The 17,179-nt window shown below is 71.3% G+C and carries 16 protein-coding genes; 10 read left to right on the top strand and 6 right to left on the bottom strand.

Features of this window, described 5'->3' with window-relative positions:
- Positions 1-19 precede the first annotated feature (19 nt).
- Complete coding sequence (locus tag ACFV9D_RS16065; RefSeq protein WP_385145831.1) at positions 20-826, top strand: transporter substrate-binding domain-containing protein; 807 nt, start codon at positions 20-22, stop codon at positions 824-826.
- On the opposite strand, the gene ACFV9D_RS16060 is transcribed toward ACFV9D_RS16065, so the two are convergent.
- Together ACFV9D_RS16060 and ACFV9D_RS16055 are read right to left on the bottom strand one after the other, a co-directional pair.
- Positions 733-2,286, bottom strand: a complete 1,554-nt coding sequence (locus ACFV9D_RS16060) for an alpha/beta fold hydrolase (RefSeq protein WP_385145829.1) — start codon at positions 2,284-2,286, stop codon at positions 733-735. The genes ACFV9D_RS16065 and ACFV9D_RS16060 overlap by 94 nt on opposite strands.
- Before the next feature lie 123 nt (positions 2,287-2,409).
- Positions 2,410-3,582, bottom strand: a complete 1,173-nt coding sequence (locus ACFV9D_RS16055; RefSeq protein ID WP_385145827.1) for an Ig-like domain-containing protein — start codon at positions 3,580-3,582, stop codon at positions 2,410-2,412.
- A 153-nt stretch (positions 3,583-3,735) separates the two neighbouring features.
- Here ACFV9D_RS16055 and ACFV9D_RS16050 point away from each other — a divergent pair, with 153 nt between their 5' ends.
- Positions 3,736-5,202, top strand: a complete 1,467-nt coding sequence (locus tag ACFV9D_RS16050; RefSeq protein WP_385145825.1) for a hypothetical protein — start codon at positions 3,736-3,738, stop codon at positions 5,200-5,202.
- 12 nt (positions 5,203-5,214) lie between these two features.
- On the opposite strand, the gene ACFV9D_RS16045 is transcribed toward ACFV9D_RS16050, so the two are convergent.
- Entirely contained in the window at positions 5,215-6,549 is a 1,335-nt protein-coding gene (locus tag ACFV9D_RS16045) for a radical SAM protein (protein ID WP_385146035.1), read from the bottom strand.
- A 187-nt stretch (positions 6,550-6,736) separates the two neighbouring features.
- Here ACFV9D_RS16045 and ACFV9D_RS16040 point away from each other — a divergent pair, with 187 nt between their 5' ends.
- Entirely contained in the window at positions 6,737-7,972 is a 1,236-nt protein-coding gene (locus tag ACFV9D_RS16040) for a cytochrome P450 (protein WP_385145823.1), read from the top strand.
- Here ACFV9D_RS16040 and ACFV9D_RS16035 read toward each other — a convergent pair.
- Positions 7,944-8,684 carry a hypothetical protein gene (locus ACFV9D_RS16035; RefSeq protein ID WP_385145821.1) on the bottom strand — a complete coding sequence of 247 codons (741 nt, stop codon included), beginning with the start codon at positions 8,682-8,684 and terminating at the stop codon, positions 7,944-7,946. The two genes, ACFV9D_RS16040 and ACFV9D_RS16035, sit on opposite strands and share 29 nt — an antisense overlap.
- A 104-nt stretch (positions 8,685-8,788) precedes the next feature.
- On the opposite strand from ACFV9D_RS16035, the gene ggt reads away from it, so the two are divergent.
- Positions 8,789-10,591, top strand: coding sequence for a gamma-glutamyltransferase (gene ggt, locus ACFV9D_RS16030; RefSeq protein ID WP_385145819.1), 1,803 nt, complete (start codon positions 8,789-8,791; stop codon positions 10,589-10,591).
- A gap of 106 nt (positions 10,592-10,697) precedes the next feature.
- Here ggt and map read toward each other — a convergent pair whose 3' ends face one another.
- Positions 10,698-11,465, bottom strand: coding sequence for a type I methionyl aminopeptidase (map, locus tag ACFV9D_RS16025; RefSeq protein ID WP_385145817.1), 768 nt, complete (start codon positions 11,463-11,465; stop codon positions 10,698-10,700).
- 32 nt (positions 11,466-11,497) lie between these two features.
- On the opposite strand from map, the gene ACFV9D_RS16020 reads away from it, so the two are divergent.
- The 3 genes from ACFV9D_RS16020 to ACFV9D_RS16010 all read left to right on the top strand — a co-directional run bounded on the left by ACFV9D_RS16020 (position 11,498) and on the right by ACFV9D_RS16010 (position 13,580).
- Positions 11,498-11,749, top strand: coding sequence for a helix-turn-helix domain-containing protein (locus ACFV9D_RS16020; protein ID WP_385145815.1), 252 nt, complete (start codon positions 11,498-11,500; stop codon positions 11,747-11,749).
- 20 nt (positions 11,750-11,769) lie between these two features.
- Positions 11,770-12,150, top strand: a complete 381-nt coding sequence (locus tag ACFV9D_RS16015) for a PPOX class F420-dependent oxidoreductase (protein WP_385145813.1) — start codon at positions 11,770-11,772, stop codon at positions 12,148-12,150.
- Positions 12,151-12,302: 152 nt separating this feature from the next.
- Complete coding sequence (locus ACFV9D_RS16010) at positions 12,303-13,580, top strand: UL36 very large tegument protein (RefSeq protein ID WP_385145811.1); 1,278 nt, start codon at positions 12,303-12,305, stop codon at positions 13,578-13,580.
- A gap of 7 nt (positions 13,581-13,587) precedes the next feature.
- Here the strand turns inward: ACFV9D_RS16010 and ACFV9D_RS16005 are convergent, their stop codons facing one another.
- Positions 13,588-14,196: a DUF2867 domain-containing protein gene (locus ACFV9D_RS16005; RefSeq protein ID WP_385145810.1), complete on the bottom strand. Its 609-nt coding sequence runs from the start codon at positions 14,194-14,196 to the stop codon at positions 13,588-13,590.
- Positions 14,197-14,293: 97 nt separating this feature from the next.
- On the opposite strand from ACFV9D_RS16005, the gene ACFV9D_RS16000 reads away from it, so the two are divergent.
- From ACFV9D_RS16000 to ACFV9D_RS15990, 3 genes are all read left to right on the top strand, one after another.
- Positions 14,294-14,851, top strand: coding sequence for a TetR/AcrR family transcriptional regulator (locus ACFV9D_RS16000; protein WP_385145808.1), 558 nt, complete (start codon positions 14,294-14,296; stop codon positions 14,849-14,851).
- A gap of 186 nt (positions 14,852-15,037) precedes the next feature.
- Complete coding sequence (locus ACFV9D_RS15995; protein ID WP_385145806.1) at positions 15,038-15,880, top strand: nitrilase-related carbon-nitrogen hydrolase; 843 nt, start codon at positions 15,038-15,040, stop codon at positions 15,878-15,880.
- On the top strand, positions 15,877-17,157 hold the full coding sequence (locus tag ACFV9D_RS15990) for an aspartate aminotransferase family protein (protein ID WP_385145804.1): 1,281 nt from the start codon (positions 15,877-15,879) through the stop codon (positions 17,155-17,157). The genes ACFV9D_RS15995 and ACFV9D_RS15990 overlap by 4 nt, the downstream gene beginning before the upstream one ends.
- Positions 17,158-17,179: the final 22 nt, after the last annotated feature.

The following is a 17,179-nucleotide window of genomic DNA, read 5'->3' as shown; positions in this document are numbered from 1 at the left end:
TGAACGGGGGCGGGACGCCATGCACCGTACGCGACGAACTCTCACCGTCCTCGCACTGCTCGCCACCGTCCTGAGCGCGCTGGTCGCCTGCGGCAAGGAGGGCAGTCCGCCCGTCAAGGGTCCGCAGCCCGACCAACTCCCCGTCTACCAGGTCCAGTCGGCGCTCCAGCTGCCCGACTCCTCGACCTGGCGGAAGGCGAAGGAGCGCGGCCATCTCGTCGTCGGCGCCAAGGAGGACCAGCCCTACATGGGGGAGAAGGACCCGGCCACCGGCCGGTACTCGGGCATCGACATCGAGATCGCGAGGATGATGTCGGCCTCGCTCGGCTTCGACCCGGCCTCGATCGAGTTCCGGACCATCGCCTCGGCCAACCGCGAAACCGCCCTGCAGAACGGCCAGATCGACTACTACGTCGGCACCTACACCATCAACGACAACCGCAAGAAGCTCGTCGGCTTCGCCGGCCCCTACTACATGGCCGGCCAGTCGCTGCTCGTGCGCACCGACGATCGTCATGGTGATCGCGCCGATCTACATCGGGATGTGCATGCTGCTCTCCTGGTTCGCCACCTGGGTGGCTCGGGCGGAGCGTCGCAGTCCCAAGATCAAGGCCGAGGACGTCCGCCCGGCCGAACCAGGGACGCTGCTGCCGGGTGGGGGCCCTCCCACGGGGCCGTAGCGGCCTCGCAGCAGCCGGCAAGGAGCCGAACCCGCCCGGCAGCAGCCGGTGATCACTTCTCCCGCAGCGGGACCGACACGTACGAGGGGTCGGCCGGCGGGGAGGAGAAGGTCAGCTGCGCGCCGGTCGGGTTGTGCTCGATGTAGAGCGGGTCGACGGTGTCGACGACCAGGGCGAGACGGTGGCCCGCCGGCACGTCGTAGGCCGTGGAGAACAGCTCCAGGTCGACGGCGAACGGCGTGCCGGGCTTCTGGTCGTGGAAGGTGTACGGGGCATTGCTGACCAGCTTGCCGAGGCCGAGCGGGCCCACGTCGTAGAGGTACGCGACGAGGGTGCCGCTCTCCTTGGTGGAGGTGACCGTGGTGTGCAGCTTCACCGTGCCGCGCACCTTCTGGGCCGTGTCGTACCGCTCGGACTGCCAGACGCCGGCGAAGGCGCGGGGGAGGAGCGGGATCGAGGCGACGGGCGGGGCCTGGACCAGCTGGTCCAGCAGGCTGGAGAGCATCACGATGCCGCCGTTGGCGCCGGAGTCGATGTTCGCCCAGATCCTCTGGGTGCCGGCGAGGGCGATCTTCCGCTCGTTCGCGCCCACCGACTTCCAGTCCGGGTAGCCCTCGTAGCCGCCGGTGGACCGGGACTTGAGCTGGACGGGCTGCTCGCGGTCGATGCCGTTGTCGACACCCTTGAGGTGGTGGTCGAACCAGCGCTGCGTGCTGGTCCAGGTGTCGTTGGGCAGCCCGAGCAGGCCGGTGGCCTCGGCGGTGGCGTGGTCGCCGGGGCGGAACTCCAGGCGCTTGGGGCCCTGGAGCTTCTCGTAGAAGGAGGCGTACTGGTTGGGCGGGAAGATGGTGTCGCCCCAGGCGTTGCCGAGCATGATCGCGGCGCCGTTGGCGTTGATGCGGTCGAGGTAGGTGGCCGCGGAGCGTTTCTTGCCCCAGGCGATCATCTCCTCTTCCTTGTCCAGGTTCGAACCGAGGAAGTCCTTGAGGATTCCCTGGAGTTCGGGGCCCGGGCGACCGGTGAGGTACCCGGCTCCGCCGAGCAGGGCCGCAGCCTGGAGGTGCTGGGTGCGGCCGCTGTAGATGGACTCGATGAGGTCGGCCCAGCCGCTCAGGGCCGCGACCGCCTTGATCCGCTTGTCGTGCGCGGAGGCGAGGAGGCTGATCCCGGCTCCGTAACTCACCCCCGCCATACCGACCTTCGCCGGGTCGGCCGGGGTGTTGGCGAGGGCCCAGTCGATGACCTTGGAGGCGTCGGCGACGTCCTTCGGTCCCGCGGTCTCGATCTCGCCACCGGACTGCCAGAAGCCGCGCGAGTTGTAACTCACCACCACGTAACCGGAGTCGGCGAGCTTCCGGGCCTGGGCGAGGTACTCGATCTGGGGCATGCCCCAGCTGGTGGGGAGGACGATCACGGGGTAGCGGGCCGAGCCGTCGGCGTCGGCCGGGATGACGACGTTGGCCTTGAGGACGGTGCCGCCGTCGCCGGCGATGTCGACGAAGCGGACGGACGGGCCGGACTCCGTGGCGTGGGCGGCGGGGGCGAGCCCGAGGGCCGTCCCGGCCACCAGGGCGGCCGAGACGGCGAAGACCAAGGGTGTACGCACGGGTCACTCCTCACTCGTGTCACTGGTGGGGACAGTGCAAAGTGACCCGACGGTAACCGGAGTGACTTACCTGAGGTAACTGGTCGGTAAGTTACGCGAGGGTAACGATTGTTGAACGGGAGATCAGCGCAGGGCGCTCTTGGTCTGCCACTGCGCCCACGACAGGTTCCACTCGCCGTAGCCGTTGTTCAGCGCCTGCGTCCCCTTGGCGTCCGAGCCGGTGATCTCGAAGGGGTCGCCGACCTGCACCCGGTCGTACACGCTCCGCGCGTCGGCGTCGCTCATCCCGATGCAGCCGGAGCTCTTGTTGGCGCTGCCGAAGTACGCGGCGTTCCAGGGCGCCGCGTGCGCGTACATGCCCGACCAGGTCAGGCGCATCGAGTAGTCGACCATCTTGTCGTAGGCGTCACCGAGGCCGACGGTCTCGGAACGCATGTTGATGGTCCCCTCCTTGGACATCAGGACCGTCTTCCCGCGCCAGGACGCCTTCTCGCCGCCGGGCGTGCCCGCCGACATCGGCACGTCCTGGACCACCTGCCCGTCCCGGAGAAGGGTCAGCCGGTGATTGTCGAGGTCGACCTTGACCAGCTGGTTCCGGCCGATCGAGAAGGACGTGGTGTAGTCCCGGACGAACCAGCCGCCCGCGCCGGAGTCGATCCCGCTCAGCTCGGCGTCCAGGGTGACCTTCGTGCCGGACTTCCAGTACTCCTTCGGCCGCCAGTCGACCCGGTCCTTGCCCGACCAGTCCTGCATCCACCCCCAGGAGCCCTCGGTGTTGTTCGAGGTCGTGACCTTGAGGTGCTTCTCGACGTCGGCCTTGTTCTTCACCGGGTGGTCGAACACGATCGACAGCGGCTGGCCGATGCCGACCGTAGTGTTCTTCCCCGGGGCCAGCGTCAGCTTGTTGACCTTCTCGGGGGCGGCGGTCGTGAAGTCGGCCTTCGCGCTCCCGCCGGCCGTGTCGCGCGCCTCGACGGCGTACGCGGTCCCGGGCGTGACCTTGCGGGAGGACGTCCAGCTCTTCCCGTCCGCGGACGTCTTCCCCTCGAGCCGCACGCCCTTGGAGTCGGTGACGGTGACGTCCCGCAACTGCCCCTCGGCCAGCGTCACGGTCACCGGCTGTCCGGCCGCGCCCCGCTCCCCGGAGAGGTTCACGGATATCCGAGTCCTCGGCGCCGCCTCTCCGCTCTTCTCGCCGTCCGCCACCGCGGTACCCCCGGAACACGAGGTGAGCGTGGCGAGGGCGAGGACCCCGGCGGCGGTGGTGAGCAGGGCGCGCGGGCGTATGCGGTTCAAGGGGGCAACCTCCGTAGTGATCTCTCGCGGGTAGAGAGTGCGGACGGGAGGGGGAGGTTGCTTACATCTGAACTATTTCGGTGATGTCGGATGTGAGATGGGTTATACGGCCGCCTGCGGAGACCCGCCGGAGCCTCGTTAGGGTTCGGTCGTATGACCGACCGCGTCCTGGAACTCCTGCGCACCCGCCCCGATCTGGCCGAACTGGCCGCGTTTCCCTTCAACTTCGATGTGGGCCGGGCGTACCACGTCGAGGAGGTGCACCTGGCGTCCGGGGCCTCGCTGGAGCCGATCGCCGGCGACGACACCGGAGGCACGTACTTCCTGTGCGGCGGGACGGCCGTGCTCCACGCGTCCTCCGAGGGGGACGCCGTGCTGCTCGCCGACAGCGTGGGCGAGGCGCTGGAGATGATCGTCCGGCTGCCCTGGTGGTGCGAGGACCTGTCCGCGGAGCTGGACGAGGAGGGCTTGGTCGCCGCGGTACGCGCGGCGGACGACGAGGCGCGGGAGGAGTTCGCTCCCGAGCTGGACGCGCAGCGAGCGGCGCTCCTCAGCGGTCTGGGCTTGCCGGAGCGGCCCCTGGTCGAACTCCTCGCCCTGTCGGAGTCGGCGGCCCGGCGCACCGATCCGGACCATGTGCTGCTCAACTCCGATGAGCTCTGCGCGTACCGGCTGGAGAAGTCCTACCGGCCAGCCCTGCACGATGTCGTCCTCGGCCCGGGACGGGAAGCGCTGGAACGGATGCGCTCCGGGGACGTCGCAGCGCGGGCGGAGGCGGCCGAGGATCCGGTGTTGTGGGCGGGGGTGCTGTGGGCGGCGCGGTACGACCGCCGGGACGGCGACCTGCCGCTCCTGCGCGACCTGCTTCGCTGCGAGAACGCCGAACGGGACGAGTGGTACCGCGAGCGGTGGATGGGCGCGATGCTCGTGGCGCTCCACGGCCAGGACGAGGACGTTCCGCTGCTGCGGACGGCCACCTCCGGGCAGGTCACCGACAGCGCCGAGGCTCTGGAGTGGGCCCGCGCCGAGGACGCCGAGCGGTACGGGGGATGCGCGGCCGCGGAGAGCGCGTTCACATGGATCGAGCTGGCCCGCCGACAGGGGCGCATCGAGCACGCCCGGGTCGCGCTCATTCGCATGCTGGACGACACGGGCCCGGACGCGCGCCGGCTCCGTGAGCTGAGCCGCGCACTGGAGCGCGTCGGCGACCACGCACAGGCGGCCCGCGCCCAGTTCAACCTCCTCTCGCTCCAGGACACGGACTGGGACCGGGCCGCGGAGGCGCACGTCCTCGCCCGCATGGAGCGCCACAAGGGCGACCTCGCGGCAGCGGGACGGGCACTGGAACGCGCACGGGCGGCGGTCGGCCTCGACGGCGGCCGGACGGACGGAACAGTCGCCGAGTGGCACCGCCGGGGGCTCGGCCGGCTGATCACGGAGCAGCATCTGGAGCTGACGCTCGCCGCGATCGAGGCGGGCGACGCGGAACTCGCGCGTGCGACGATGACGCACGGCCGACTCCTGCTGGACACGATCGCCAAGGGGTCGGCGAAGGCGCTCAGCAGGCTGTCCACGCAGGCGAAATGGGCCGTCGCCCGGCTCCGCCCGCACGGCGCCTGACCCCCCTCCTCCTCAGGAAGAGGTGTCCTCGAGCCCTTCCAGGCTGTCCATGAACGAGCTGACGGAGAACACCGCACGGCCCGGACCGGCAGGGCCGTAACCGGGCGGGGAGCTCAGGCCGTACTCCTCGAGCGTCGCCCGGTAGGTCTCCAGCAGACGAATGTGGTACTCGAGCGGTGCGCCCAGGGGGTTGGCCCTGCCCAGGGGCGTCGTGGGCTCCGGGCACCAGGTGGTGAAGCGCGGCACGACGCCGTTCGACATGAAGAACCGCAGTCCCTCGGCGGTCGAGTCGATCGCCTCGCTCACCTTGGTGAAGCCGAAGGGCTCGGCCATCTCGATGCCCGCCACGAAGTTGGGGATCACATGGCGGGGGCCGAACACCTCGGCGGAGTCCAGGATCCTGCGGTGCCACTCGTCGCGTCCGACGTAACGCTCCTTGCCCGGGCAGTGGAGCTGGAACAGCCGGCGGTCCCACACCTCGAAGTTGGGGTGGTAGATCCGGATGCCGTAGTCGTGGAAACGCTGGACGTCGTCGCGGGGCAGCGCCTGGGCGACGACCTTGCCGATCCAGCGGCCGGGGAAGCGCTCCTCGATGGCCTTCGCGTAGTGGCCGTAGAAATCGGCTTCGTCACGGCCGCCGACCTGGGACGTGATCGAGCCGCCCGTGAGGGTGTACGCCCGCGAGGTCCCCGCCGTGTCGTACCGGTCGATGATCTCCAGCGCCTCCAGGACCTCCTCCACCGGCTTCACCCCGGTGTACGGCCGTCCCGCCGCCTTGTGCTGGCGCCAGTTGTGGTTGATGTCGCAGAACTGGCACTCCTCCTTGGCGCCGAAGTACTGGCACACCCGGAACACCGTCAGATAGATGAGATAGCCCCACTGGATCGTCGGCGCCACCTCCATCACCGACTTGCCGTTCGACAGCTTGTGCCGGTAGTACTCGGGCATCGGAGGCAGCCCGACATCGGCGATCCGCACGCCGTCCAGATAGAGCCCGAGCACGCCGTCCTCGCCGCCCCGTACGACGTAGGGGGAGTCAGGGTTGACGCGTACGGACACGACGGTACGGCGCAGCTCGTACGGGCCGCCGGTGAGCACGATCTCCTCGGGGGGCCGGTTGAGCGCGGCGGCGCCGAGCTCCGGCAGCGTGCGGTGGTCGAAGGAGAAGATGAAGTACGACTTCGGCTTGACGTCGCCGGCAGCCCCGTCGCCGGTGCCGCTGAGCGCGGACTCGTCGAAGGCCATGCCACCCCGTAGGAGATCTTCCTTGATCACGGCTTCCCGGGGCACGTGCGGGAAACGCTCCATCAGGTCCTCGACCAGCGCGGTACGGCTGAGGCTCTCCATGTGCTGCTCCATCCCTGTGACTCCATGAGGGTCCCTCGAAGCGTATCCCCGTGTAAGTGACGCGCCCGGACCCGGGGTGTGACACGTCCGGTCCTACGGCTTACGGGCGTGGAGCAGGCGTATGCCCCGTGAGGACGGCAGACCGCGGATCTGGAATTCCGGACGGCGGCGGCCCAAGCTGAGGGGCGTGGAGAACTCCAGCGACGTACCGGACGTCTTCGACCCCCGGATCTACGCCCATGGGCTGCCGCACGAGGCGTTCAAGGTCCTGCGTGACCAGCGGCCCGTCGCGTGGCAGGAGGAGTACGAGGTCCTCGGGTGGCCCGCCGGGCCCGGGTTCTGGGCCGTCACACGGCATGCCGACGTCGTGCGGGTGCTCAAGGCGTCCGCGGACTACTCCTCGTGTCTCGGCGCCACGCAGATCCGCGATCCGGACCCGGCCGATCTGCCGTTCATCCGGCGGATGATGCTCAACCAGGATCCGCCGGACCACGGGCGCTTGCGGCGGCTCGTCAGCCGGGCGTTCACGCCCGGGCGCATCGGGCGGTTCGCCGACACCGCGCGGGAGCGGGCGCGTGAGCTGCTGAAGGCCGCCGTCGACGCAGGTCCCGAGGTCGATCTCGTGCGGGCCGTGACCGACGACTACGCGCTGCTCAACCTGACCGACCTCCTCGGCGTCCCCGCGAGCGACCGGGGCCTGCTGCTCGGCTGGACCGAGCGGGTGATCGCCTACCAGGACCCGGACGAGCCGCCCGTCCTCGACGGCGAGGGGCGGCCGGTCAACCCCCGCTCGCCCGCCATACTCGCCGAGATGTTCGACTACGCCCGGGAGCTCGCCGCGTACAAGCGGAAGAACCCCGCGGACGACGTCATGACCGCACTCGCCGCCTCCGAACTCCTCCCCGCCGAACTGGAGATGTTCTTCTTCCTGCTGACCGTCGCCGGCAACGACACCGTCCGCAGCGCGGCCCCCGGCGGGCTGCTCGCCCTCGCCGAACACCCCGACGAACGCCGACGGCTGTGGAACGGGACGGCCGCGCCGGACCGTGCCGTCGAGGAGCTGCTGCGGTGGCACCCGCCCGTGCTCTCCTTCCGGCGCACCGCCGCCCGCGACACCGTACTCGCGGGTCGGCCCATCGCCGCCGGTGACAAGGTCGTCGTCTTCCACGCCTCCGCCAACCACGACGAACGCGTCTTCACCGACCCCCACCGGCTCGACCTGGACCGGACGCCGAACCCGCACGTCTCCTTCGGAGAAGGCCCGCACGTCTGCCTCGGCGCGCACTTCGCCCGGCTGCAACTGCGCGTCCTGCACGAGGAGGTACGCGACACCCTGAAGGACCTCGAACTCACCGCGCCGCCCCGGCGGCTCGTGTCCAACTTCATCAACGGGGTCAAGTCCCTGCCGGTTCTGGTGCGGTAGCCGGAGGGGCGGTCCGCGCCGCCCGCGTCAGGTCGGCGACCAGCTCGACGACATCGGGGCCGTACGCCTGCGAGTTGACGACCTTGAGGAGGAGGACGAAGGGGCCGGAGCCGTACTTCCGCGCCAGCTTCTCGTGGTGCCGGGCCAGATGGCGGGCGGCGGCCTGATTGCAGACCGCGGACTGGCCGCAGAGGAGGAAGACCGGCCGGCCGCCCTCACCCCCGGTGAGCCGGGCGAGGAGGACGTACTCCGTCTCCCCGTGCACGCCCCGGTACACCTCGCCGCCGACCGTGAACATGCCCCGGTCCGCCACCGGCTCCGATTCCACGTTCATCGTCAGACCCGGAAGCAGGGAGGCGAGATGGGCGGCCATCCGGCGATTGGAGTACGGCCCGCCGACGCAGATCTCCGCGCGGTCCCCGAGACCCTGCCGGGCCATGTCGTGCTGGACTATCTCCGGTCGCGCCCCGCAGTCCTTGATCAGGGCGGAGAGTTCGAGCAGGGCGGACACGTCGACGCTGTGCACCGCCCTCTCGTTGCCCGCCTGGCGGTTCACCACCAGCAGGCACTCGGATCCGTCGCGAAGCCCGAAGAACGCCTGCTTGCGTCGGAGGGCGCGGCGCCACAGATAGGTGCGGGTCAGCCAGCCCAGCGAGGCGCTGACCCCGGTCGCGAGGACCCCCAGCACGACATTGCGCAGGTCTTCATTCATGGGCGCGCATGCTAGCGGGGGAACGGTCCTCTGTTCGAGGCGGTCCTGACGGGGAGGGTGGGGGGAAGTTACGCTGCGCGGACGGTCGTTGACTGGAGGTAGGGATGCGTCGTTCCGTGCTGCGGAATGGGTCGGTTCTCGTCGTCGCCGCGACATGGCTCTCGGTGGGGGCCGCGGCTCCTCCGACGCCCACCCCGCCCCCGTCCCCGGTGAAGGAACCCGTCGCCGTCGGGTACGGCGGAGCCGTCGCCAGCGTCGACGCCGACGCCTCCGCCGCCGGTGTCGAGGTGCTCCGCAAGGGTGGCAACGCCGTCGACGCCGCCGTGGCGGTGGCCGCGGCCCTCGGCGTCACCGAGCCGTACTCCGCGGGCATCGGCGGAGGCGGCTACTTCGTCTACTACGACGCCGCGACCCGTACCGTACGGACGATCGACGGCCGCGAGACCGCGCCCGCTTCGGCGGACGCGAACCTCTTCGTGGAGAACGGCACGCCCATCCCCTTCGAGGAGGGCATGACCAGCGGCCGCGGCGTCGGGACCCCCGGCACCCCGGCGACCTGGAAGACGGCTCTCGACGCCTGGGGCTCCAGGCCGCTGCGCTCCCTCCTCGAACCCGCCGGGCGGCTCGCGCGCGAGGGATTCACCGTCGACGCCACCTTCCGCGCCCAGACGGCCGCCAACGAGGCCCGCTTCCGGGACTTCCCTGCCTCCTCCGAGCTCTTCCTGCCCGGCGGTCAACTCCCCGTGGTGGGCTCCACGTTCAAGAACCCCGACCTGGCGCGGACGTACGACAAGCTGGGCCGGGAAGGCGTCGGCGCGCTCTACCGGGGGCCGTTGGCCCGGGACATCGTGAACACCGTCCGGAAGCCGCCCGTACGGGACGGGGCCACGCGCGTCGTCCGCTCCGGCGACCTGACGGAGCGTGACCTCGCGGCGTACGAGACCGAGCGGCGCCGGCCGACGAGGATCTCCTACCGCGGCCTCGACGTCTACGGCATGGCTCCGTCGTCCTCCGGCGGTACGAGCGTCGGCGAGGCGCTCAACATCCTGGAACGGACCGACCTCGCCGCCGCCTCGCAGACCGCCTATCTGCACCGCTTCATCGAGGCGAGCCGGATCGCCTTCGCCGACCGTGGCCGCTGGGTCGGCGACCCGGCCTTCGAGGACGTGCCGGTGCGGGAGCTGCTCTCGCAGCGGTACGCCGACTCCCGCGTGTGCCTGATCCGCGACGACGCCGTGCTGACCAGCCCGCTTGCGCCGGGGGACCCGCGCGATCCGGCGGCCTGCGCGAGCGGGGGGACGGCGGCGCCGACCACGTACGAGGGCGAGAACACCACGCATCTGACCGTCGCCGACAAGTGGGGCAACGTCGTCGCGTACACGCTGACGATCGAGTCGACGGGCGGCAGCGGGATCACCGTTCCCGGCCGCGGCTTCCTGCTCAACAACGAGCTGACCGACTTCTCCTTCGCCCCGGCGAACCCGGCCGTCCACGACCCGAACCTGCCGGGCCCGGGGAAGCGGCCCCGCTCCTCGATGTCCCCGACGATCGTGCTCGACGGGCACGGACGGCCGGTGCTCGCGCTCGGCTCCCCGGGCGGTGCCACCATCATCACCACCGTGCTCCAGACGCTGACCGGGGTCGTGGATCGCGGCCTGCCGCTCGTCGACGCGATCGCCGCCCCGCGGGCCAGCCAGCGGAACCAGGCGACGACGGAGCTCGAGCCCGGGCTGTGGAACAGCCCGCTGAAGGGCGAGCTCGAAGCGATCGGCCACGGCTTCCGGCAGAACCCGGAGATCGGGGCGGCGACGGGCGTCCAGCGACTGCCGGACGGCCGCTGGGTGGCCGCGGCGGAGACCGTACGCCGAGGCGGCGGCTCGGCGATGGTGGTGCGCCCGGCGGGGTAGCGAGGGCGGGACCCCGGGCCCGGCCGGGTCGGGCCGGACGGCCGTGGTCGCGGTGTTTCGCGGTCCGGGTCCGGCCTGGTCCGGGCCCGACCCCCGGCGACCGCGTCTACAGCGCCGTGAGGATCCTCGGGCCGGCGTCGGTGATCGCGACCGTGTGTTCCGTGTGGGCCGCGCGGGAGCCGTCCATCGTGTGGACCGTCCAGCCGTCCCGCGCCGTGTAGTGGTCGTCCCCACCCCCGCCGATCAGCATCGGCTCGATCGCGATGACCATTCCGTGGCGCAGCGGCATCCCCCGCCCCGGCCGCCCCTCGTTGGGGACGCCCGGGTCCTCGTGCATCGTGCGGCCGACGCCGTGGCCGCCGAAGCCGTCCGGGATGCCGTACCCCGCGCCCCGGCAGACCCGGCCGATCGCGTGCGCGATGTCGCCGATGCGGTTGCCGACGACGGCCGCGCCGATGCCCGCCTCCAGGGCGGCGTACGCCGTGTCGATCAGCCGGGTGTCCTCGGGGCGGGCCCGGCCGACCGTGAAGCTGATCGCGGAGTCGCCCACCCAGCCGCCGAGGGTCGCCCCGCAGTCGACGGAGACGAGGTCCCCGTCGGCGAGGCGGCGGTCGTCCGGGACGCCGTGCACGATCGCGTCGTTCACCGAGACGCACACGACCGCGGGGAACGGCACCGGTGCCCAGTCGGGGTGGTAGTCCAGGAACGGCGACCCCGCCCCCGCCGCATCGAGGACCTCCCGCGCCGCCCGGTCCAGTTCCCTGAGACCGACGCCCGGCGCCGCCTTCTCCCGTACGGCCGCCAGCGCTTCGGCGACCACCCGCCCCGCCACACGCATGGCCTGCAGGGACTCGTCCGTCTTGATCTCCACCATTCCCATTACTATACCGGTATTAGAATGAGCGCATGGTGCGCACACCCCTGACCCCCGAAGAGCGCGAACGCGGCGAGCGGCTCGGCCTCCTCCTCCGCGCGGCCCGCGGCGACCGTTCCATGGTCGAGATCGCCGCGGCCGCCGGACTGTCCGCCGAGACGCTCCGCAAGATCGAGACCGGCCGGGCCCCGACCCCCGCCTTCTTCACCGTGGCGGCGCTGGCGAGGGTCCTGGACCTCTCCATGGACGACATCGTCACGCGCTGCGCGCTGGTGCCCGTCTGACCGGGTCTAGGCTCGACCGCATGATGCCCGAGGAGCTGCGGCGCGGCCGCTATGTCAGCCTGACCACCTTCCGGAAGAACGGGACCGGAGTGGCCACCCCCGTCTGGTACGCGGTGGAGGGCGGCGAGCTGTACGCCTGGACTCGCAGTGACTCGTGGAAGGTCAAGCGGCTGCGGAACGACCCGAGGGTCGTGGTCTCGGTCTGCGATCTGCGCGGGAACGTCGAGGCGGACGCGGTACGCCTGGAGGGCGTCGGCCGGCTCCTGGAGGGCGAGGAGCTGCGGCGGGTGCGGAAGCTGCTCGCGCGGAAGTACACCTGGCAGTTCTGGCTGGTGGACTGGCCGGCCATGATCGCCCGGCTCGGCAAGCGCCCGCACACGGGGATAGCGGTGACCTTCTGATCCGTCGACGTCGGCACCGCCCGGCGTTTCGACCCGTTCGCCGAGAGGCGGGCGCCGCCCGAAAACAGCCCGTAGCCGTCTCGTAACACGACTGGGGTCGAATACCTGCGGACCGGAAGATTCCAGTCGAGTGCGCGGGCGGTGCGGGCGATATGACGGTGTATCAACTCCCGGTGGAGGTCGGCGCGTTCGCGCGTTTCCTCAGAGAGCTGGCGGCTGGTCTGGAGCCGGGCGGAGGTTGGTACGGGGTCTTCGCTAGCCGGGACCCGGAGGGCCTGCGGTCCTGCTTCGACGGTACGGAGATCCTGCCCTGGGACGTCGTCGCGTCACTGCTCCAGGACCTGGGGGAGACCGGCACCGGCCCGCGGACGGCCAGGGCCAGGGAGCTGCACGCGGCGGCGGCCGCCGCCCACGACCGGCGACCGGGCGGGGCGGAAGCGCTGCGGGAGCGACTCGAAGCGATGGAGCGGGAGCGGCGGCACGCCGAGATCCGCACGCATGACCTCGGCGCCCGGCTGCGCGCGGCCCCCGACTCCCCGGACGCCGCCCGGCTGAGCGGTGAACTGGCCTGGGCCCGGGACGATCACCGCCGTGCGACGGCCCGTATCGCGGAGCTGACGGCGCGTCTCGCGGCGCTCGGCGATCACGACGTACCCGAGCCGCCCCCACCTTCCGCGCCGCCGGCCCCCTCGCCCCGGCCCTCGCCCGCGCCGGCGGTCAAGCGGCGGCCCCGTGGAGCCCGGTACGCCTGGATGGACGAGGTCGAGGACGTCCCGGAGGCCGTACCCGTACCGGAACTGCCCGTGGCCGGCGGCGCTCCGCGCGGCGCCCGGTTCGGGGGCGGGGCAGAGGTTCCCGTCGCACCCGAACCCCGCGCCGTCCCGCAGGAGGTCGCCGCGGCGGGGCTGCGCGCCGCCGGGAACGCGGTGTACGCGCTCCGGCGGCTGCGCGCCCAGGGGCGCAGCGGCGAGGCGCACGCGCTGCTCTGCGAGGCCGTCGCCGGGCCGCCGGCGTGGCTCCCGGCCCTCGCGACGGAACTCCACCGCGTCGGCCTCGGCGCCGACTGGGCCACCCTCCTCTGGGAGGCCGCCTCACTCCCGCCCGGGCGACTCGCCGCCGTCGCCGGGGCGCTCGCCGACGCGGGCCGGACCGAGGACTGCGACCAGCTGCTGCGCCAGGGCGTCGCCCGCCCGGTCGGTGAACTGGCCGGCGCATGTGCCGCGCTGCACGCCGAGGGCCACCACCGCGAGGCCCACGCGCTGCTCACCGCCTTCGTCCGGGTCCGTACGCCCGAGGACGCCGCCCAGCTCGCCGCCGCCGACCCGCACGGTCTGATCCCCCAACTCCTCGCCGCCGCCCGCGCGGTGTCCCCGACCCGCGAGCGCGATCTGCTCCACGCCCTGCGCGTCGCGGGCCTCGCGGGCGTCTGAGGCGCGGTCAGCCCACGCCTCTCCCGCCCGTACGCGCCCGCCACTCGCGCCCGATCCCCCTGATGAGCGCGGGGTACACGCCCAGGTAGCGGAACGGCTTGATGAAGGCCATGTACACGGCGCCGAGCACGCCGTTGGACTTCACCAGGACCGCCATCTGGCCGCGGTATCCGCCGGCTCCGTCGGGGACCCAGCCGATGTGCATCACCCCGTGCACGGTCTTGTTGCCCATCTCGGCCACCCACTCGTCGTGCGTCTGGTAGACGGACGTGAACGGCACCTCCTGGAGGTCGGGCCCGCGCAGGCCCTCGCGGAGGTCCGCGGGCAGCCGGTCGCGCAGGGTGGCCACGCGGGTGCCGACGCCGGAGTCGGCCTTGTCCAGGCCGAGCAGCTTCCCGAGCTTCCAGCGGATGGCGAAGAGCAGGCGCGGCGCCGGCGACGAGAGCGCCCCGTCGCCTGTGCCCTCGTCCTTGCTCGCGAACTGCTCGACCAGTCGTTCCAGGTCGTCGGGTCCGCCGGGGGTGGGCAGGGCCCACACGTCCTCGAGGTGGAAGTCGGGCGCGATCTCGTGGATGCGCCAGGGACGGGAGGTGTGGGCGGTTCTCGGGAGTCTCATGTCGCCAAGCCCCTATCTATACGATGCCGTATAGAACGAGACTAGCACCCGTCTATACGGCACCGTATAGATCCAGGGGTGTGAAGGGAGGCACATCATGGGCGTGACCCGCACGCCGCGCGGCACGTGGATCGAGGAGGGGCTGCGCGCCCTCGCCGCAGGTGGTCCCGACGCCGTCCGGATCGAACCGCTCGCGCAGGCGCTCGGTGTCAGCAAGGGCGGCTTCTACGGCTACTTCCGCAACCGGGCCGCGCTGCTCGACGAGATGCTGGACACCTGGGAACGCGAGGTCACCGAGGCGGTGATCGACCAGGTCGAGAGCGGCGGGGGAGACGGACGGGTCAGGCTGGACCGGCTGTTCACGATCGTCGAGGCCGCCGACGGGCCGGCCACCGGCACCCCGGTCGACCTCGCGATCCGCGAATGGGCCCGCCGTGACGAGGCCGTCGCGGAGCGGCTCCGGCGCACCGACAACCGACGCATGGAGTACCTGCGCGCGCTCTACCGCGACTTCTGCCCCGACGAGGACGACGTCGAGTTCCGCAGTCTGGTCACCTTCTCGCTGCGCATCGCCACCCCCTTGATCGCCGCCGACCATGCGGGCCGTACGCCTGCGGAGATGATGGAACTGACCACGGACTGGCTCCTGCGGTAGCCGGCTCGCGCGATCCGATCGTGTCGGTGCGTGTCCGACATGGACCACTCGGGTATGAAACATGATCGACTCCGGCGGTTCACGGCGGTGGTCTTGCTCCGGGGTGTGACGGGGCTTACGTTCTCCTCCTACGCACCGTGTCTACGTGCGTAGAGGCTCTCTGACGCCGCGCCGAAGGAGCAGCTCATGACCGACGTCGTACGCGCCGCACTCGTCCAGGCGACCTGGACCGGCGACACCGAATCCATGATCGCCAAGCATGAGGAGCACGCCCGCGAGGCGGCCCGGCAGGGGGCCAAGGTCATCGGATTCCAGGAGGTGTTCAACGCCCCCTACTTCTGCCAGGTGCAGGAGCCCGAGCACTACCGCTGGGCCGAGCCCGTCCCGGACGGACCGACCGTCACGCGAATGCGCGAGCTGGCCCGCGAGACCGGCATGGTGATCGTCGTCCCCGTCTTCGAGGTCGAGGACTCCGGCTTCTACTACAACACCGCCGCCGTCATCGACGCGGACGGCTCGTATCTCGGCAAGTACCGCAAGCACCACATCCCCCAGGTCAAGGGGTTCTGGGAGAAGTACTACTTCCGCCCGGGCAACGCCGGCTGGCCGGTCTTCGACACCGCCGTCGGCAAGGTCGGCGTCTACATCTGCTACGACCGCCACTTCCCCGAGGGCTGGCGGCAACTCGGGCTCAACGGAGCCCAGTTGGTGTACAACCCGTCCGCGACCTCGCGCGGTCTCTCCTCCTACCTCTGGCAGCTGGAGCAGCCCGCGGCGGCTGTCGCCAACGAGTACTTCATCGCCGCCATCAACCGGGTCGGGCAGGAGGAGTACGGCGACAACGACTTCTACGGAACCAGCTACTTCGTCGACCCCCGCGGCCAGTTCGTCGGGGACGTCGCCTCCGACAAGGTCGAGGAACTCGTCGTCCGCGACCTCGACTTCCGCCTCATCGACGAGGTCCGGCAGCAGTGGGCCTTCTACCGGGACCGCCGCCCCGACGCGTACGACGGGCTGGTGGAGCCGTGAGCAACCTCTACGACCGCCACCGCGCCGTCATCCCCGACTGGGTCGCCCTCTACTACAAGGACCCCATCGAGATCACCCACGGCGAGGGCCGCCATGTCTGGGACGCCGACGGCAACAGGTACCTCGACTTCTTCGGCGGCATCCTCACCACCATGACCGCCCACGCCGTGCCCGAGGTGACCAAGGCCGTCGCCGAGCAGGCCGGCCGCATCATCCACTCCTCGACGCTCTACCTCAACCGGCCGATGGTCGAGCTCGCCGAGCGGATCGCCACGCTCTCCGGCATCCCCGACGCCCGGGTCTTCTTCACCACCTCCGGCACCGAGGCCAACGACACGGCCCTGCTGCTCGCCACCGCGTACCGCCGCTCCAATCAGATCCTCGCGATGCGCAACAGCTACCACGGCCGGTCCTTCTCCACCGTCGGCGTCACCGGCAACCGCGCCTGGTCCCCGACGAGCCTCTCCCCGCTCCAGACCCTGTACGTGCACGGCGGCGTCCGCACCCGCGGCCCCTACGCGCAGTACACCGACGAACGGTTCGTCGACGCCTGCGTCGCCGACCTCGAAGACCTCCTCGGCCACACCCGGGACGTCGCCGCGCTGATCGCCGAACCCATCCAGGGCGTCGGCGGCTTCACCTCCCCGCCCGACGGGCTCTACGCCGCCTTCCGTCGCGTCCTGGACCGGCACGGCATCCTGTGGATCTCCGACGAGGTGCAGACCGGATGGGGGCGTACCGGCGAGCACTTCTGGGGCTGGCAGGCGCACGACCAGGCGGGCCCGCCCGACATGCTCACCTTCGCCAAGGGCATCGGCAACGGCATGTCCGTCGGCGGAGTCGTCGCCCGCGCCGAGATCATGAACTGCCTCGACGCCAACTCGATCTCCACCTTCGGCGGTTCGCCGGTCACCATGGCCGCCGGCCTCGCCAACCTCGGGTATCTGCTCGAACACGACCTCCAGGGCAACGCCCGCCGCGTCGGCGGCCTGTTGATCGAGCGGCTGCGGGCCGCCGGGGCGGGCGTCGAGGCGGTACGGGAGGTGCGCGGCCGCGGCCTGATGATCGGCATCGAGCTGACCCGGCCCGGCACCGACGAGGCCGACCCCGCCGCGGCCACGGCCGTCCTGGAGGCGGCCCGCGAGAACGGACTCCTCATCGGAAAGGGCGGCGGCCACAACACCAGCTCCCTGCGGATCGCCCCGCCGCTCTCGCTCACCGTGGCCGAGGCGGAAGAGGGCGCCGCCATCCTCGAACAAGCTCTGCGCGCGCTCTAGTTCACTCCGTACGAGGGGGAAA

Source organism: Streptomyces sp. NPDC059875, from assembly GCF_042731085.1.
Lineage (GTDB): Bacteria > Actinomycetota > Actinomycetes > Streptomycetales > Streptomycetaceae > Streptomyces.
The sequence above is the reverse complement of the archived record's forward strand: the minus strand, read 5'-3'. Positions and strand labels throughout refer to the sequence as shown.

Bases quoted from the DNA above. Each gene is read 5' to 3' on its own strand.
- ACFV9D_RS16035 (WP_385145821.1), bottom strand. From the start codon at position 8,684: ATGAATGAAGACCTGCGCAATGTCGTGCTGGGGGTCCTCGCGACCGGG.
- ACFV9D_RS16015 (WP_385145813.1), top strand. From the start codon at position 11,770: ATGATGCCCGAGGAGCTGCGGCGCGGCCGCTATGTCAGCCTGACCACC.
- ACFV9D_RS16050 (WP_385145825.1), top strand. From the start codon at position 3,736: ATGACCGACCGCGTCCTGGAACTCCTGCGCACCCGCCCCGATCTGGCC.
- ACFV9D_RS16020 (WP_385145815.1), top strand. From the start codon at position 11,498: ATGGTGCGCACACCCCTGACCCCCGAAGAGCGCGAACGCGGCGAGCGG.
- ACFV9D_RS16005 (WP_385145810.1), bottom strand. From the start codon at position 14,196: ATGAGACTCCCGAGAACCGCCCACACCTCCCGTCCCTGGCGCATCCAC.
- ACFV9D_RS15995 (WP_385145806.1), top strand. From the start codon at position 15,038: ATGACCGACGTCGTACGCGCCGCACTCGTCCAGGCGACCTGGACCGGC.
- ACFV9D_RS16065 (WP_385145831.1), top strand. From the start codon at position 20: ATGCACCGTACGCGACGAACTCTCACCGTCCTCGCACTGCTCGCCACC.
- ACFV9D_RS16045 (WP_385146035.1), bottom strand. From the start codon at position 6,549: ATGGAGAGCCTCAGCCGTACCGCGCTGGTCGAGGACCTGATGGAGCGT.
- ggt (WP_385145819.1), top strand. From the start codon at position 8,789: ATGCGTCGTTCCGTGCTGCGGAATGGGTCGGTTCTCGTCGTCGCCGCG.
- ACFV9D_RS16010 (WP_385145811.1), top strand. From the start codon at position 12,303: ATGACGGTGTATCAACTCCCGGTGGAGGTCGGCGCGTTCGCGCGTTTC.
- map (WP_385145817.1), bottom strand. From the start codon at position 11,465: ATGGTGGAGATCAAGACGGACGAGTCCCTGCAGGCCATGCGTGTGGCG.
- ACFV9D_RS16000 (WP_385145808.1), top strand. From the start codon at position 14,294: ATGGGCGTGACCCGCACGCCGCGCGGCACGTGGATCGAGGAGGGGCTG.